Genomic DNA, 14,694 nt, shown 5'->3' with positions numbered 1-14,694 from the left:
ACAACTCGCCGAGAGGGCCGCCATGCTGTTTCCAACCACGATCGCCGGCTCCTTGCCGAAGCCGGAATGGCTCGCCGAACCCAACATGCTCTGGGCGCCCTGGAAGTCGCAAGGCGAAGAGCTCGTCCGCGCCAAGCGCGATGCGACGATGCTTGCCGTCAAGGTCCAGGAGGATGCCGGGATCGACATCGTCACCGAGGGCGAGCAGGCCCGGCAACATTTCGTCCACGGTTTCCTGGAGAAGATCGAGGGCATCGACTTCGCCCACAAGGTCGAGATGGGCATCCGCAAGGATCGCTACAAGGCGATGGTGCCGCAGGTCGTCGCCCCGCTCCGGCTGAAGAGCCGCGTCCACGCCGACGAGGCGCGGGTCGCGCGGACGCATACAAAGAAGAAGCTCAAGTTCACCCTGCCCGGCCCGATGACCATCATCGACACCATTGCCGATCGCTACTATGGCGATCGCGTCAAGATGGCCTTTGCGTTCGCCGAACTCCTGAACGAGGAAGCCAAGGCGCTCCAGGCCGACGGCGTCGATCTCGTGCAATTCGACGAGCCCGCCTTCAACGTCTACATGGACGAGGTCAACGATTGGGGAATCAAGGCGCTGGAGCACGCCGCGCAGGGCCTGACCTGCGCCACCGCCGTGCACATCTGCTACGGCTACGGCATCAAGGCCAACACCGACTGGAAGGAAACGCTCGGCGCGCAATGGCGGCAGTACGAGCAGATCTTTCCCGCGATCGACGCCAGCCCGATCCAGCAGGTCGCGATCGAATGCCGCAACTCGAAGGTGCCGCTCGACCTGCTTGCCCTGCTCAAGACCAAGATCGTGCAGGCCGGCGTGATCGACGTCGCCAGCGACACGGTGGAGACGGCCGATGACGTCGTGCAGGTGATCGACGCGGTGTCGAAATTCGTGCCCAAGAGCAACATCATCGCCACCACCAATTGCGGCATGGCGCCGATGCGGCGCGAGATCGCCGAAGCCAAGCTGATGGCGCTTGGGGCCGGTGCTGCGTTGGCACGCGAGAAGCTGGGTTAAGGCGGTGGTCCGATCCGCTTTCGTTGTTGCGACGCTTGCGGCGATCGCACTGCCGGCGCGCGGTGAGGATCGCTCGGTGCTCCTCACCTGCAAGGCGATGGTGGAGCGAGCATCGAGGGAGGCGAACGCCGCCAGCGAAGTCGAACTGATCCGGTGCCGTCAAGTGATCCGCGAATGGGCGCTGCGCGATGCGCGCACGACAGTGGATGAAGACGGCAATCCGCTGCGCTAGCGGCGCGCGGTCGGATGCAGCACAGGCTGATATCCGGAGTTGATCGCGCGGAGTGTGGAAGGCGGCGTCAACAGCATCGGATGATCGAGGGCGCTCGGATACGCGGCGTAGCCCGCGAATGACCACAGCAACGCCCTGCCCTGCGCGATGAGGAAGCAGTCATCGCCCTGTTGCACCATCGCGCCGTTCGGCAATTCCGCGACCGGCATCGGCAGCGCATGCAGCCGTTTCTTGCCGCGATCGAGCCGTTCCCGATGCAGTACGGCATCCATCGCCTTGGCGCTGATGCCGCTTGCACCATTGCCCGTCTCCCATGCAACCCGAAAGCGCTTCGCATCGTCACGGCGGCAGAAGAAGCAGGGACGGTGGCCTGCGGCAAAGGCGGTGGCCTCGTCGAGGAAGAACAGCTCGGTCCAACTCCGCCGCGCCATCACCGGCCGCCGCCAGCCGCGGAATTCACACAGGCAGGTGATCCAGGCGGGCGACGACCAGCGCTTCTTCAGCAGCGTCTTCGTCCCGGGATCATGGATGATGCCGCGGTTGCCGGTGAATAGGCCGCGATGTGGCGTGGCAATGATCTCGCCGGTCGGCGTGACGCGGTTTTGCAGGGGCATGGTCGCTTCTGCCCGTCATTGCGAGGAGCGAAGCGACGAAGCAATCCAGACTATTTCCGCGGACACATTTCTGGATTGCTTCGCTGCGCTCGCAATGACGGTGATACTCACGCCGCCCCGTCGCGAAGCGGCGGGTGGTAGGACAGCGCGGTGTCCCAGGGGAAGAATATCCATGTGTCCTGCGAGACTTCGGTGATGAAGGTATCGACCAGCGGACGTCCCTTCGGCTTGGCGTAGACGGTGGCGAAATGCGCATCGGGCAGCATCGCGCGCACCAGCTTGCCGGTCTTGCCGGTATCGACGAGGTCGTCGACGATCAGGAGCCCCTTGCCGGTGCCGCCGCCGAGCTTCATCACGTCTTCGGAAATGCCCTTCAGCACTTTGAGGTCGCCCTGTTTGTCGTGGTCGTAGCTGGCGATGCAGACCGTATCGATCACGCGCACGCCGAGCTCGCGGGCCACGATCGCAGCTGGCACAAGCCCGCCCCGGGTGATCGCGATCACCGCATGAAACGGACCAACCTCGTTGAGCCGCCAGGTCAGCGCCCGGCAATCCCGGTGGAACTGGTCCCACGAGACCGGAAAGGGGCGGCCCGCCCGTTCTTGCGGACTTAGTTCCGGTGCTTCACCAGCCATTGTCGTCTCCTTCGTCTGCCGGCAGCTTGGTTGTTAGCGGGTGATATTCAATCCCGCCAGCATTGCCTTCACCGCGGCCATCGCCGCCGCCAACTTGTCCGCATCGCGCGAGCGCACCACCAGATTGGTGTTGGGCTTCTGCTCTTCATCCGTGAAGGGATAGCTGCCGATGATGGTGTCGGGATGTTCGGCGGCAATCGCCCGCAGCGGGCCGCCGATGTCGCCTTCCCGCGCATTGGCGCGGACCGATTCGGAGAGCATGCGCACGCCCGATTTCAGCTTGGGCGAGACAATGTCCATCATCGCCTGCATGATCGAGGGCACGCCCGCCATCACGATGACATTGCCGATCTTAAAGCCGGGGGCGAGGATGGTCGCGCTCTGGATCAACTCGGCTCCATCAGGGATGCGGGCCATGCGCAGGCGGGCCTCGTTGAGGTCCTGCTCGCTCCAGCGCTCGCGGAAACGGGCGACCACCTCCGGGTGATGGTCGATGCCGACGCCGAACGCCTTGGCGACGCTGTCGGCGGTGATGTCGTCATGGGTCGGCCCGATGCCACCTGTGGTGAAGACATAGGTGTAGCGATGCCGCAGTGCATCCAACGCGGCAATGATGTCGGGCTCGTCGTCGGAGACGACCCGGACCTCCTTCAGGTCGATGCCGATATTGGTCAGGTATTCGGCGATGAAGCCGATGTTCTTGTCCTTGGTCCGGCCGGACAGGATTTCGTCCCCAATGACCAGAATACCCGCCGTGACGATCTCGCTCATACCTCAAGTCCCTCACCTGTCGGCCCGACTTTGCCGAGGTAACGCGTTGAAGTCACGCGGTTTTGCTGCCGAAATAAGCAGTCCTCAGCCATTTTTTCAGGCAAGCCGCCGGTCATCCCCGGCAAATGTCCTCTCCTCATGCTTATCGCGCTGGCCCGACCCTTGCTACCGCATGAAAGTCATGCACTCTTGCCGCATGGCCAGGACGTTGCGGTCTTCACCAAGGCCTGGCGGCCTGTCGAATGGCGCAACGCCTTGCGGAGACAAGTCGGGATCTATGGCAGTCGCGTTTGATGAAATGAACATTCCCGGTGGGGACCTTCGCCCCGCCTATCAGGAGCTGGCGCGCTGGCTCAAGGAGACGCCTCCCGAGGCGCTCGAATATCGGCGCCAGGAGGCCGAGCTCCTCTTCCGCCGCATCGGCATTACCTTCGCGGTCTACGGGGACTCCGAATCCACGGAGCGCCTGATCCCCTTCGACGTGATCCCGCGGATCATGTCCGGCAAGGAATGGTCGCTGCTGGAGAAGGGCCTGAAGCAGCGCGTGCGCGCGCTCAACATGTTCCTGCGCGACATCTATCACGGCCGCGATATCCTGCGCGCCGAGATCGTGCCCGCCGATCTGATCTTCCAGAACCCGGTGTTCCGTCCCGAGATGAATGGCCAGCAGGTGCCGCACGACGTCTACGTGCACATCGCCGGCATCGATATCATCAGGGTCGATGCCGAGGACTTCATCGTGCTGGAGGACAATGCGCGCACGCCTTCGGGCGTGTCCTACATGCTGGAAAACCGCGAGATCATGATGCGGCTGTTTCCGGATCTGTTCGCCCGTCACAGGGTGGCGCCGGTCGAACGCTATCCGGACGAGCTGCTGTCCGCCTTGCGCTCGGTGGCGCCGCAAAGCGCCTCCGGCGAGCCGACCGTCGCGCTCCTCACGCCGGGCGTCTACAACTCGGCCTATTACGAGCACTCCTTCCTCGCCGACAAGCTCGGCATCGAACTCGTCGAGGGCCGCGACCTCATCGTCAAGAACAACGAAGTGTTCATGCGCACGACGGAAGGGGTGAAGCGTGTTGACGTGATCTACCGCCGCGTCGACGACGACTACCTCGACCCCCTCACATTCCGCCCCGACTCGGCGCTCGGCGTGCCCGGGCTGATGTCGGCCTACGCGGCCGGCAACATCACGCTCGCCAACGCCGTCGGCACCGGCATCGCCGACGACAAGGCGATCTACTCCTACATGCCGGAGATCGTGAAATTCTATCTCGGCGAGGAGCCGATTCTGAAGAACGTGCAGACCTGGCGCTGCCGCGAGCCGAAGGATCTCGCCTATGTGCTGGACAATTTGAACGAACTCGTCGTGAAGGAGGTGCACGGCTCCGGCGGCTACGGCATGCTGATCGGACCTGCCGCGACCAAGGCGACGATTGAAGCCTTCCGCGAAAAGCTCAAGCGCGAGCCCGAAGGCTTCATCGCGCAGCCGACGCTGGCGCTCTCGACCTGCCCGACCTGCACGGCATCCGGCCTTGCGCCGCGCCACGTGGACCTGCGACCGTTCGTGCTCACCGGCAGCAAGAGCACCACGATCGTGCCCGGCGGGTTGACACGCGTTGCCCTGAAGGAAGGCTCCCTGGTGGTGAATTCGAGCCAGGGCGGCGGCACCAAAGATACCTGGATCCTGGACGAGTAGAGAGATGCTGTCGCGTACCGCCGAAAACCTCTATTGGCTCGCCCGTTACGTCGAACGGGCCGAGTATCTCGCGCGCACCATCGATGCGACGCTGCGCGTCACCGCGCTTCCCGCCGCCTATATCGGCAAGACCAACGAATGGGACTCGGCGCTTTTGACCGCCGGCGTCGCCGCGAGCTTCTATCAGCAGTATGAAGAAGCCAACGAGCACAACGTCGTCGACTATCTCTCGTTCTCCGCGGACAATCCGTCCTCGATCAGGAACTGCATCGAAGCGGCGCGGCTGAATTCGCGCTCGGTTCGCACAGCGCTGACGAGCGAGATGTGGGACACCATCAACTCGGCCTGGATCGAACTGCAGGAGGTCTGGAGCAGAGGGACCTCCACGCGCGAGGATCTCGCAAAGTTCCTGCGCTTCGTGCAGGAGACCTCGCTGCGTTTCGACGGCTCGGCCTACCGGACCATGTTGCGCAACGACGCGTACTGGTTTTCGCGGATGGGCCTGCATCTCGAACGCGCCGACAACACCGCGCGCATTCTCGACGTGAAATACCATGTGCTGCTGCCCGAGGAGGAGCACGTCGGCGGCCCGCTCGATTTCTACCAATGGACCTCGATCCTGCGCTCGGTTTCGGCGCTGACGGCCTACCACTGGGTCTATCGCGAGACGCTGAAACCCTGGCTAATCGCGGACCTCCTGATCCTCAACGACACGCTGCCGCGTTCACTGGCGAGCTGCTACGGCAACCTCGTGCGCAATCTCGATCAGATCGGGGTCGCCTATGGCCGCCAGGGCCCGGCCCAGCGCCATGCCCGCGGCATCCGCAACCGGCTGGAACACAGCAATATGAACGACATTTTCCAGCATGGCGTGCATGAATTCATTCAGGAATTCATCTCGGACAATTCCAGGCTGGGCGAAATCATCACGAAGCAGTATTTGATCTGACCTTCTGTCATTCCGGGACGGTCCGTAGGACCAGACCCGGAATCTCGAGATTCCGGGTTCGATGCTGACGCATCGCCCCGGAATCTCGAGATTCCGGGTTCGATGCTGACGCATCGCCCCGGAATGACCATTTAGAAATCACGGTCCACCATGCGCCTGCGAATCCTGCACACCACGACCTATCGCTACGAGCCGCAGGCTACGAGCGTGATCCAGATCCTGCGCATGACGCCCGGCAGCCATGACGGGCAATATGTGGCGGAGTGGCAGATCGACGTGTCGACCGACACCAAGCTCGACACCCACGAGGACGCGTTCGGCAACGTCACCCATGTGCTGTCCTGCGGACCCGTCGGCGACATCAAGATCACCGCCGAGGGCCTGATCGAGACCCACGACACCGGCGGCGTTCTTCGCGGCGCCGACGAGCGCTTTCCGGCCGGCATGTTCTTGCGCGCCACCGACCTCACCGCGGTCAATCCGGCGATGAATGCGGTCGCGCGCCAGCTGCGCAGCGAGGCCGAGAGCGACACGCTCGGCTTCCTGCACACGCTGATGACGCAAATCAGCGATCACATGACGTTCGACGAGGACCCCACCAACAGCGGCACGTCGGCGGCGGAAGCGTTCACGCTCAAGCGCGGCGTCTGCCAGGACTACGCGCACATCTTCATCGCCTGCGCCCGCAGCGGGGGCGTGCCGGCGCGCTTCGTATCCGGCCACTTCCTGCGCTCCGACGGCACGGTGCATCAGGACGCGGGCCATGCCTGGGCGGAGGCCTATGTCGACGGTCTCGGCTGGGTCGGCTTCGATCCGGCCAACAGCATCTGCGCCACCGACGCCCATGTCCGCGTCGCGATCGGGCTCGATTATCTCGGCGCAGCGCCCGTGCGCGGCACCCGCTATGGCGGCGGCGCGGAGACGCTGTCGGTGGCGGTCAAGGTCGAGCAGGCCGGCCGCGGCGGCCAGTCGCAATCGCAGTCCCAGCGGCAGAGCTGAGCCGCGCCGCGCGCGCCCCTCACCCACAGTCGGTTTCCACCCTGCCGCCCCGCGGCAATCGGGGGTTGGAGCGGCCCTTGAAATTGGCTAGTAATTCCGCGCAAACGCGTTCGGGGACTGGAAATGACCTATTGTTGCGGAATTCTGGTTCGGGACGGTCTGGTGATGATCGCCGACACCCGCACCAATGCGGGCCTCGACAACGTCTCGACCTTCCGCAAGCTCCACATCTTCTCCAAGCCCGGCGACCGCATCATGGCGATTGCCAGCGCCGGCAACCTCGCCGTCAGCCAATCGGTGCTCTCGACGCTGACCGAGGGCCTCGAAGACCCCAACACGGGTGAGATCGAGACGCTGATGAACGCGCCGACCATGTTCCAGGCCGCCCAGCGCATTGGCCGGGCGATCCGGGCCGTGCACGCGACCGAGGGCCCGGCGCTGAGGTCCGAGGACGTGTCGTTCGACGTCTCCTTCCTGTTCGGCGGCCAGATCAGCGGCGCGCGCATGCGCCTGTTCATGGTCTACACCGCCGGCAATTTCATCGAATGCACCACCGACACACCCTATTTGCAGATCGGCGAGCACAAATACGGCAAGCCGGTGCTCGACCGCGCCATGCATTACGACGTCGAGCTCTACGAGGCGCTGAAGACCGGGCTGATCTCGATGGATTCGACCATGCGCTCGAATCTCGGCGTCGGCCTGCCGATCGACGTGCTGGTGGTGCGCGCCGACGCCTGCGAGGCCGATCTCAACCACCGCATCGAGGCGGGGGAGCCCTATTTCCACGATTTGCGCTCGCGCTGGTCGGCGGCCTTGCGCGCCGCACATCAGAACATTCCGCGGCCGCCCTACAAGAACGAAAAAGACTCCAAAACCTGACAGCTCAAGAGAAAAGGCAGGAAACGATGAGTGAAGCGAAAAAAATCGCAGTGGTGACGGGCGCCGGCACCGGAGTCGGGCGCGCGGCGTCACTAGCGCTGATGAACACAGGTTTCACCGTGGTGCTGGTCGGGCGCCGGCCCGACATGCTCGAGGAGACGGCCAAGCTCGGTCCCGCGGGAAAAAGCCTCTGCGTCACCGCCGACATGACCAAGCCTGACTCGATCGCCGCGCTGTTCGACAAGGTGAAAGCCACCTATGGCCGGCTCGACGTGCTCTTCAACAATGCCGGCATGGGCGCACCCCCGGTGAATTTCGAGGATCTCAGCCTCGAGCAGTGGCAGGCGGTGGTGAACACCAACCTCACAGGCCCGTTCCTGTGCACCCAGCACGCCTTCCGCATCATGAAGGACCAGAGCCCGCGCGGCGGCCGCATCATCAACAACGGCTCGATCTCGGCGCATGCGCCGCGGCCGTTCTCGGCGGCCTATACCTCGACCAAGCACGCCATCACCGGCCTCACCAAGGCGTCCAACCTCGACGGCCGCATGTACGACATCGCAGTCGGCCAGGTTGACATCGGCAATGCCGCAACGCCCATGACCGATCGCATGGTCAACGGTCCCGGCGTGCTGCAGCCCGACGGCACGTCGAAGCAGGAGCCGCGCATGGACGCGAAAGCGGTCGGCGATGCCGTCGCCTACATGGCCGGCCTGCCGCTCGATGCCAACGTGCTGACCATGACCGTCATGGCAACCAAGATGCCGTTCGTGGGACGGGGTTGAACGCCGCTCTCGTGCCCCGGACGCAGCGCGGCATGCAATGACGCGCTGCTGAGCCGGGGCCCACGCATCCGCGACCTCGTTCTTGGCGTTCTGGGTCCCGGCTCTGCGGCGCGTCACTTCGTGCCGCACCGCGTCCGGGACACGAGGCCTTCCCCTACTCCAAACTCTCCACCTGCCGCAGGCTCGGAAACAGCTTCATCCACAACAGCGCCACCGCGACCGTGCAGACGCCGCCCAGCACGGCAGCTGGCATGGCGCCGAACAGTGCGGCGGCAACCCCGCTCTCGAACTGGCCGAGCTGGTTCGAGGCGTTGATGAAGAGGAAGTTCACCGCACCGACCCGGCCGCGCATCTCGTCGGGGGTCGCGAGCTGCACGAGCGAGAAGCGGATCACGACGCTGATCGTATCGGCCGCGCCGAGAACGGCGAGCGCGAGCACCGACAGCCACATCCAGGACGACAGTGCGAACACGATCGTTGCGACGCCGAACACGATCACGGCCTGAAACATGCGCAGGCCCACATGCCGCGAAATGGCGTGTCGGGCCAGCACCATGGTCATCAGCAGCGCGCCGACCGCGGGCGCGGCGCGCAGGATCCCGAGCCCCATCGGACCGGTCTGGAGGATATCTCGGGCATAGATCGGCAACAGCGCGGTGACGCCGCCGAACAGCACCGCGAACAGATCGAGCGAGATGGTGCCGAGGATCGCCGGATTGCTGCGGATGAAGCGGACGCCGGCGAAGATATCGTCGGCTCCCGCCATATCCTTGGCGATCGCCTGCGGGCGCGGCCGGATGAAGCCGGTCAGGATCATCCCGAAGATCCAGAACAGCACCATCACCGCGTAGGCGAGATGCGGCGCAACCGCGTAGGCAAAACCGCCGAGCGCCGGCCCTGTAATGGTCGCGACCTGCGCCGCACCGCTGGAGACGGCGGTGGCGCGCTGGAGCGAGCCCTGCGGCGCGATCGCCGGCAGCAGCGCGGCAGTGGTCGGACTTTCGAAGGCTCCGGCAATGCCGAGCACGAAGGTTGCCACGAAAATCTGAAGTTCGCTGACCAAGCCGAGATAGGTGATGACGCCGAGATAGAGCGCGGTCGCGGCTTCCACGAGCTGGCAGAGCTGGACCACGCGCTTGCGCTCGTAGCGGTCGGCGGCATGGCCGGCGACGAACACCAGCAGCGCGGTGGGCAGGAATTGCACGAGGCCGACCATGCCGAGATCGAAGGCCGAGCCCGTGAGATCGTAAATCTGCCAGCCGATCGCGACCGCCGCGATCTGGCTGGAGAAACGCGACAAGCTGCGCGAGAGCAGAAAGAACAGGAAGGCGCGATGGGAGAGGAGCGCGCGGGCGCTGACCGGCGGGTTTCCCGATATTGGCTGGCTTGGCATCGCCTCTTCGGTCACGTTCGGACTATCCGGCTCCTGATGGCGACGTGCTCCGGGTGGCTGACGCGGACCTGCTTGTCAACAGCGGGACGCTCCGACAGTCTCCCGGCATTGCGTTTGCAACGCAGGGGTGACCATAATCATCGGGGGTTTGGGGACATCATGCTGCGGCTGCAATCGGCACTCGGCATTTTCGCATTGCTGTTGATCGCCTTGGTCCTGAGCGAGAATCGCCGCGCGGCCTCGCTGCGCCAGGCGGCGATCGGCCTCGTCGCCACCTTCGTCACCGCGATCGTTCTCCTGAAGGTGCCCGTCGTCGCGCGCGCCTTCGGTACCATCAACGACGCCGTGGGCGCGATCTCGGCGGCCTCGCGCGCCGGCTCCTCCTTCGTGTTCGGCTATGTCGGCGGCGGTCCCCTGCCCTTCGACCTGAAAGCACCGGGTGCCGATTTCGTCCTGGCGTTCCAGGCGCTGCCGATCGTGCTGGTCATGAGCGTGCTGACGACGCTCTTGTTCTATTGGCGCGTGCTGCCGCCGGTGGTGCGCGGCATGGCCTGGCTGCTCGAGCGGACGCTCGGCGTCGGCGGCGCGGTCGGGCTCTCGACCGCCGCCAACATCTTTCTCGGCATGGTCGAGGCGCCGCTGTTCGTGCGACCTTATCTCGCGCAGATGACCCGCAGCGAGTTGTTCCTTGTAATGACCGGCGGCATGGCCGGCATCGCCGGCACGGTGCTGGTGCTGTATGCGACGCTCCTTGCTCCCCTCATTCCCGATGCAGCCGCGCATTTCGTCATCGCCTCGGTGCTGGGTGCGCCGGCCGCGATCCTGGTCAGCCTGATCATGGTGCCCGAGACATCCGACAAGCGCACCGGCGGCGCACTGGAAGATCCCGACATGGAAGTCTCCGGCACGATGGATGCGATCGTGAAAGGGACCGGCGCGGGGATCGAGCTGCTGATCAACATCGTCGCCATGCTGCTGGTGCTGGTGGCACTGGTCTACCTCGTCAATGCGATCCTCGGCCTGCTGCCGGATATCGGCGGCGCCGCGATCTCGTTGCAGCGCCTGCTCGGCCTCGTGATGGCGCCGGTGTGCTGGCTGATGGGATTGCCGTGGGACCAGGCGATCACCGCCGGCAGCCTGATGGGCACGAAAACCGTGCTGAACGAGCTGATCGCCTATGTCGACTTCTCGAAGCTGCCGCCCGGCACGCTCGATCCGCGCTCGCGCCTGATCATGCTGTATGCGATGTGCGGCTTCGCCAATTTCGCCAGCCTCGGCATCATGATCGGCGGTCTCGGCGTGATGGCGCCGGACCGGCGCGAGGAAATCAACGCGCTGGGGCTGAAGTCGATCGTGTCGGGGACGCTGACGACGTGTTTGATGGGGGCGGTGGTGGGGGTGCTTACGTAGTCACGATCTCGTAGCCCGGATGGAGCGCAGCGCAATCCGCGAAAGTCTATCGGTCGCAAGCAGCGGCCCCGGATTTCGCTTCGGTCCATCCGGGCTACAAGAGATCCGGTTCACGTCGGCGGATGCTAAACCAAAGCCGCAGCTACGGTGCGAAATGCCATGACCGCGCGGTCAATATCCGCATCATCGATATGGCGATGGGTCACACAACGCAAGCGATGCTTGCCCCAAGGCCTTGCCCGCAGGCCCGCCTTTTCGAGAGCCCCCGACCACACGGCGCTGTCGCGCCCGGAGAGAGAGACATCAACCTGCACGATATTCGTCTGCGGAATTGTCGCGCTGATCTTTGGATGCATCCCATTCAACGCATCACTCAGGGCTCGCGCACGCCGGTGATCCTCCGCCAGACGCGTCCCCATGACCTGAACCGCCTCCAGGCCGGCCGCGGCGAGGACGCCGGTCTGGCGCTGCGTGCCCCCCAGCATGCGGCGAAACCTGCGGCTGCTGTCGATCACCGCGCGCGGCCCGGCGAGCACGGCACCGGCGGGTGCGCTCAGGCCCTTCGACAGACACAGAGACACCGTGTCGCAATGTCTCGCAATTTCGGCCGGCGCTGTTTCAAGGGCGACGGCGGCGTTGAACAGCCGCGCGCCGTCGAGATGCACCGGGACACCGCGGGCCGAGGCCATGGCGTGCACGGCCTGCATATGATCCAGCGGCAGCACGGCGCCGCTCGCGTTGTTGTGCGAGGTTTCCATTGCGACAAGCGCGGTTCCGAGCTTGAGCCCTTCGCCCTGCAGGGCGTCCTCCAGCAAATTCAGGTCCATTGCGCCGGCGGTGCCGGCAATTGCGAGGTAGAACTGCCCCGTAAACGTCGCTGCCCCTCGTTCCGAGGTGTACATATGGGCATTCGATTCCAGCACGATCTGTTCGCTGCGCTGCGACTGCGCCAGCGTCGCCAGCAGATTGGCCATGGTGCAGCTCGGCACAAACAGGCCGGCGTCCTTACCCAACGCCGCAGCTGCGACGGCCTCCAGCTCCTGCACCGTGGGGTCACCGTCGAGCCCGTCATCGCCGAGCGGCGCCGAGACCATGCGGGCATACATCGCCTCGGTCGGCTTGGTGACGGTATCGCTACGCAGGTCGATGGGTGGTAACGCGGCGCCCGCCGGACTCGTGTCGTGTTGATGTGCCATTGCGAGACCTCTAGAGCGCTTGTCGCGTCATTCGTAGACTGCCGGGTCGCCGGAATCCGTCGGGTTGGCCAACGCCCGCTTGAGGGCGGCGCTCATCGGGAATTTCAGGTTGAGGCCATGCGGTGGAATCGGTGAATTGAAATATTTGTCGTAGAGCGCCGCAACCTGCCCGCTCTTCATCAGATCGATCACGGCATCGTCGACCATCTTCTTGAAAGCGGGATCATCCTTGGGTTGGACGATACCATAGGGCGCCGTCTCGAGACTCTTGCTACCGATCAGGAATTCGTCGGGCGTTCTGGACGAGGCGACCGTGGCGAAGGCGAGACCGTCATCGTTGGCGGTCCCGGCCACCCGGCCCGTCGACACCAACAAGAAGGTCTCGGCGGTGTCCTTGGCCGGCACCACCGTGATGCCGAGATTGTCCTTGGCATTGATCAGCGTAATCACCTTGAAAGTCTGGCCGCCGGCTTGGGCGGCAATGGCCTTGCCGCGAAACGAAGCGGGGTCGTTGACATCGACGCCGCCATCCTTGCGCGCGACGAGGACGACCTGCGCAACGAAGGTGGTGGGAGCAAACGCAACGAGTTTATGCCGCTCGACATTGTTGGTCGTGTTGCCGCATTCGAGGTCGATCGTACCGTTGGCGAGCAGCTGAATACGTGTCGCCGAGGTTATGGGGTTATAGCGAATCTCGAGCTTGGGGAGCTTGAGGGCCGTCTTGATCGCCTGCACCACCTGTTCACAGATTTCCACGGTGTAACCGATCGGCTTCTGGTTACCGTCGAGATAGGCGAAGGGCACCGAGGTCTCGGGGTACCCCAATGTGATCGAGCCGCTCTCACGGATCTTGTCGAGCCTGCTCGCACCCTGGGCCATGGCCTCGCTGGAAAGAAGAACACCAGCGACAGTCGCCGCGGCCAGTGCCTTGATCATTGTCGCTTTCATATGTCCCCTCTTGTCGCGAATGTCGGTGACGCCCTCCACGGCGGGTGAGCAACCACAGAACAGCTCCGTACGAACGGCTTCATGCTCTGGACTATCGTCGAAAAGCCCGATCTGATGAAATTCCAGTTTCATACTCTCCTATACGGATCTGATATGGCCACCAGACGCATGGGCCTGAAGCATGTGGAGGCTTTTCGGGCGGTCTTCGTGACGGGATCGATGACGCAGGCGGCTCAGCGCATGCATACCTCGCAACCCCAGATCAGCCGCCTGATCGGACAGCTGGAAGCGATCACACAATTCCCGCTGTTCGACCGCAGTGGCGGCCGCCTCCGCCCGACGGTGGACGGATCGCGCTTTTTCCAGGAGGTCGAGAAGACTTTCATCGGCTTGGCGGGACTGGAGGCCAGCGCAGCCAGCATCCGCTCGTTCGGTATGGGTCGGTTAAGCGTTGCGGCGATGCCGCGCCTGGCCGGCGGCCTGCTGACGCGCATCGCGGCACGCTTCAAGGTGGACTATCCGCATGTGATGATCTCGATCCGATCCGGCACCGCGAGCGCCGTGCATGACTGGGTCAGTTCCGGGCTTTGCGACACCGGGCTCGCAATGCTCTACGGCGAGGTTGCGGGGGTGCATGTCGAGCCGGTGCTCAAGACCCGTTGCGTCGCGATCATGCCGAAGGCGCATCGTCTTGCGCAGAAGAAGACGTTGCGTCCTGCCGATTTCGCCGACGAGGCGTTCATTTCCTTCGCCACGGGGAGCCCACTCTACGATCGCATCGATACGATCTTCGCGCAGGCGGGCGTCGCGCGCCGCATTGTTGCGGAGACCGATCTGGGCGCATCGGTCTGTGCCCTGGTCGCGGCGGGCCTCGGCATCAGCATTATCAACCCGATTGCCGCGCATGACGAAAGCTCTGGCGCGGCTCTGGTCACGCGCCCCTTCAACCCGGCCGTCCCCGTTACGATCGCATTGCTCTATCCGCCTTATGCCGCGCGCGCCCGGTTGATCGATGCCTTCAGCGAATACGCTCGCAAGGTCATGAGCGCGGAATTGGGCTATCTCGAGCGGTAGGGGTCGATCCGCAGCGAGGAATCAGCGCGCTCGGGCTGAAGTCGATCGTGTCGGGAACGCTGAGA

15 protein-coding genes are annotated in these 14,694 nt (G+C 64.3%); 9 read left to right on the top strand and 6 right to left on the bottom strand.

Annotation, left to right across the window (positions count from 1 at the left end):
• The first annotated feature begins 22 nt into the window (after window positions 1-22).
• Window positions 23-1,045 carry a methionine synthase gene (locus ABIB91_RS01115; protein WP_354158992.1) on the top strand — a complete coding sequence of 341 codons (1,023 nt, stop codon included), beginning with the start codon at window positions 23-25 and terminating at the stop codon, window positions 1,043-1,045.
• Window positions 1,014-1,277: a hypothetical protein gene (locus tag ABIB91_RS01110; protein ID WP_354236171.1), complete on the top strand. Its 264-nt coding sequence runs from the start codon at window positions 1,014-1,016 to the stop codon at window positions 1,275-1,277. Before ABIB91_RS01115 ends, ABIB91_RS01110 begins: the two co-directional genes overlap by 32 nt.
• Here ABIB91_RS01110 and ABIB91_RS01105 read toward each other — a convergent pair.
• The 3 genes from ABIB91_RS01105 to ABIB91_RS01095 form a co-directional block, all read right to left on the bottom strand.
• On the bottom strand, window positions 1,274-1,891 hold the full coding sequence (locus ABIB91_RS01105; protein ID WP_354158996.1) for a hypothetical protein: 618 nt from the start codon (window positions 1,889-1,891) through the stop codon (window positions 1,274-1,276). The genes ABIB91_RS01110 and ABIB91_RS01105 overlap by 4 nt on opposite strands.
• Before the next feature lie 107 nt (window positions 1,892-1,998).
• Window positions 1,999-2,526, bottom strand: a complete 528-nt coding sequence (gene gpt, locus ABIB91_RS01100; RefSeq protein WP_354158998.1) for a xanthine phosphoribosyltransferase — start codon at window positions 2,524-2,526, stop codon at window positions 1,999-2,001.
• A gap of 33 nt (window positions 2,527-2,559) precedes the next feature.
• Window positions 2,560-3,297 carry a competence/damage-inducible protein A gene (locus tag ABIB91_RS01095; protein ID WP_007602502.1) on the bottom strand — a complete coding sequence of 246 codons (738 nt, stop codon included), beginning with the start codon at window positions 3,295-3,297 and terminating at the stop codon, window positions 2,560-2,562.
• Window positions 3,298-3,574: 277 nt separating this feature from the next.
• Between ABIB91_RS01095 and ABIB91_RS01090 the strand changes: the two genes are divergently transcribed.
• The 5 genes from ABIB91_RS01090 (at window position 3,575) to ABIB91_RS01070 (ending at window position 8,608) form a co-directional block, all read left to right on the top strand.
• Window positions 3,575-4,993: a circularly permuted type 2 ATP-grasp protein gene (locus ABIB91_RS01090; RefSeq protein WP_007602500.1), complete on the top strand. Its 1,419-nt coding sequence runs from the start codon at window positions 3,575-3,577 to the stop codon at window positions 4,991-4,993.
• A 4-nt stretch (window positions 4,994-4,997) separates the two neighbouring features.
• A complete protein-coding gene (locus tag ABIB91_RS01085; RefSeq protein WP_007602499.1) occupies window positions 4,998-5,942 on the top strand; it encodes an alpha-E domain-containing protein in 945 nt (314 codons plus the stop codon).
• 150 nt (window positions 5,943-6,092) lie between these two features.
• On the top strand, window positions 6,093-6,941 hold the full coding sequence (locus tag ABIB91_RS01080; RefSeq protein WP_007602496.1) for a transglutaminase family protein: 849 nt from the start codon (window positions 6,093-6,095) through the stop codon (window positions 6,939-6,941).
• 123 nt (window positions 6,942-7,064) lie between these two features.
• The gene (locus ABIB91_RS01075) at window positions 7,065-7,823 is read left to right on the top strand and encodes a proteasome-type protease (protein ID WP_219685646.1); all 759 of its coding nucleotides are present in this window, start codon (window positions 7,065-7,067) and stop codon (window positions 7,821-7,823) included.
• 26 nt (window positions 7,824-7,849) lie between these two features.
• Window positions 7,850-8,608, top strand: coding sequence for an SDR family oxidoreductase (locus ABIB91_RS01070; RefSeq protein ID WP_007602492.1), 759 nt, complete (start codon window positions 7,850-7,852; stop codon window positions 8,606-8,608).
• A gap of 154 nt (window positions 8,609-8,762) precedes the next feature.
• On the opposite strand, the gene ABIB91_RS01065 is transcribed toward ABIB91_RS01070, so the two are convergent.
• On the bottom strand, window positions 8,763-10,001 hold the full coding sequence (locus ABIB91_RS01065) for an MFS transporter (RefSeq protein ID WP_219685650.1): 1,239 nt from the start codon (window positions 9,999-10,001) through the stop codon (window positions 8,763-8,765).
• A gap of 159 nt (window positions 10,002-10,160) precedes the next feature.
• Between ABIB91_RS01065 and ABIB91_RS01060 the strand changes: the two genes are divergently transcribed.
• A complete protein-coding gene (locus ABIB91_RS01060) occupies window positions 10,161-11,411 on the top strand; it encodes a NupC/NupG family nucleoside CNT transporter (RefSeq protein WP_354159002.1) in 1,251 nt (416 codons plus the stop codon).
• A gap of 125 nt (window positions 11,412-11,536) precedes the next feature.
• Here ABIB91_RS01060 and ABIB91_RS01055 read toward each other — a convergent pair whose 3' ends face one another.
• Together ABIB91_RS01055 and ABIB91_RS01050 are read right to left on the bottom strand one after the other, a co-directional pair.
• Window positions 11,537-12,607, bottom strand: a complete 1,071-nt coding sequence (locus ABIB91_RS01055) for a threonine aldolase family protein (RefSeq protein WP_354159004.1) — start codon at window positions 12,605-12,607, stop codon at window positions 11,537-11,539.
• Window positions 12,608-12,634: 27 nt separating this feature from the next.
• The gene (locus ABIB91_RS01050; RefSeq protein WP_354159006.1) at window positions 12,635-13,555 is read right to left on the bottom strand and encodes an amino acid ABC transporter substrate-binding protein; all 921 of its coding nucleotides are present in this window, start codon (window positions 13,553-13,555) and stop codon (window positions 12,635-12,637) included.
• A gap of 153 nt (window positions 13,556-13,708) precedes the next feature.
• Here ABIB91_RS01050 and ABIB91_RS01045 point away from each other — a divergent pair, with 153 nt between their 5' ends.
• A complete protein-coding gene (locus tag ABIB91_RS01045; RefSeq protein ID WP_354159008.1) occupies window positions 13,709-14,629 on the top strand; it encodes a LysR substrate-binding domain-containing protein in 921 nt (306 codons plus the stop codon).
• The last annotated feature ends 65 nt before the right edge of the window (window positions 14,630-14,694 follow it).

Source organism: Bradyrhizobium sp. JR4.3 (assembly GCF_040547695.1).
Classification (GTDB): Bacteria; Pseudomonadota; Alphaproteobacteria; order Rhizobiales; family Xanthobacteraceae; genus Bradyrhizobium; species Bradyrhizobium canariense.
Note: the sequence above shows the minus strand (reverse complement) of the source record. Positions and strands in the feature narration are given on the sequence as shown.

Bases quoted from the DNA above. Each gene is read 5' to 3' on its own strand.
- ABIB91_RS01080 (WP_007602496.1), top strand. From the start codon at position 6,093: ATGCGCCTGCGAATCCTGCACACCACGACCTATCGCTACGAGCCGCAG.
- gpt (WP_354158998.1), bottom strand. From the start codon at position 2,526: ATGGCTGGTGAAGCACCGGAACTAAGTCCGCAAGAACGGGCGGGCCGC.
- ABIB91_RS01065 (WP_219685650.1), bottom strand. From the start codon at position 10,001: ATGCCAAGCCAGCCAATATCGGGAAACCCGCCGGTCAGCGCCCGCGCG.
- ABIB91_RS01105 (WP_354158996.1), bottom strand. From the start codon at position 1,891: ATGCCCCTGCAAAACCGCGTCACGCCGACCGGCGAGATCATTGCCACG.
- ABIB91_RS01055 (WP_354159004.1), bottom strand. From the start codon at position 12,607: ATGGCACATCAACACGACACGAGTCCGGCGGGCGCCGCGTTACCACCC.
- ABIB91_RS01090 (WP_007602500.1), top strand. From the start codon at position 3,575: ATGGCAGTCGCGTTTGATGAAATGAACATTCCCGGTGGGGACCTTCGC.
- ABIB91_RS01070 (WP_007602492.1), top strand. From the start codon at position 7,850: ATGAGTGAAGCGAAAAAAATCGCAGTGGTGACGGGCGCCGGCACCGGA.
- ABIB91_RS01075 (WP_219685646.1), top strand. From the start codon at position 7,065: ATGACCTATTGTTGCGGAATTCTGGTTCGGGACGGTCTGGTGATGATC.
- ABIB91_RS01060 (WP_354159002.1), top strand. From the start codon at position 10,161: ATGCTGCGGCTGCAATCGGCACTCGGCATTTTCGCATTGCTGTTGATC.
- ABIB91_RS01050 (WP_354159006.1), bottom strand. From the start codon at position 13,555: ATGAAAGCGACAATGATCAAGGCACTGGCCGCGGCGACTGTCGCTGGT.
- ABIB91_RS01085 (WP_007602499.1), top strand. From the start codon at position 4,998: ATGCTGTCGCGTACCGCCGAAAACCTCTATTGGCTCGCCCGTTACGTC.
- ABIB91_RS01045 (WP_354159008.1), top strand. From the start codon at position 13,709: ATGGCCACCAGACGCATGGGCCTGAAGCATGTGGAGGCTTTTCGGGCG.
- ABIB91_RS01095 (WP_007602502.1), bottom strand. From the start codon at position 3,297: ATGAGCGAGATCGTCACGGCGGGTATTCTGGTCATTGGGGACGAAATC.
- ABIB91_RS01115 (WP_354158992.1), top strand. From the start codon at position 23: ATGCTGTTTCCAACCACGATCGCCGGCTCCTTGCCGAAGCCGGAATGG.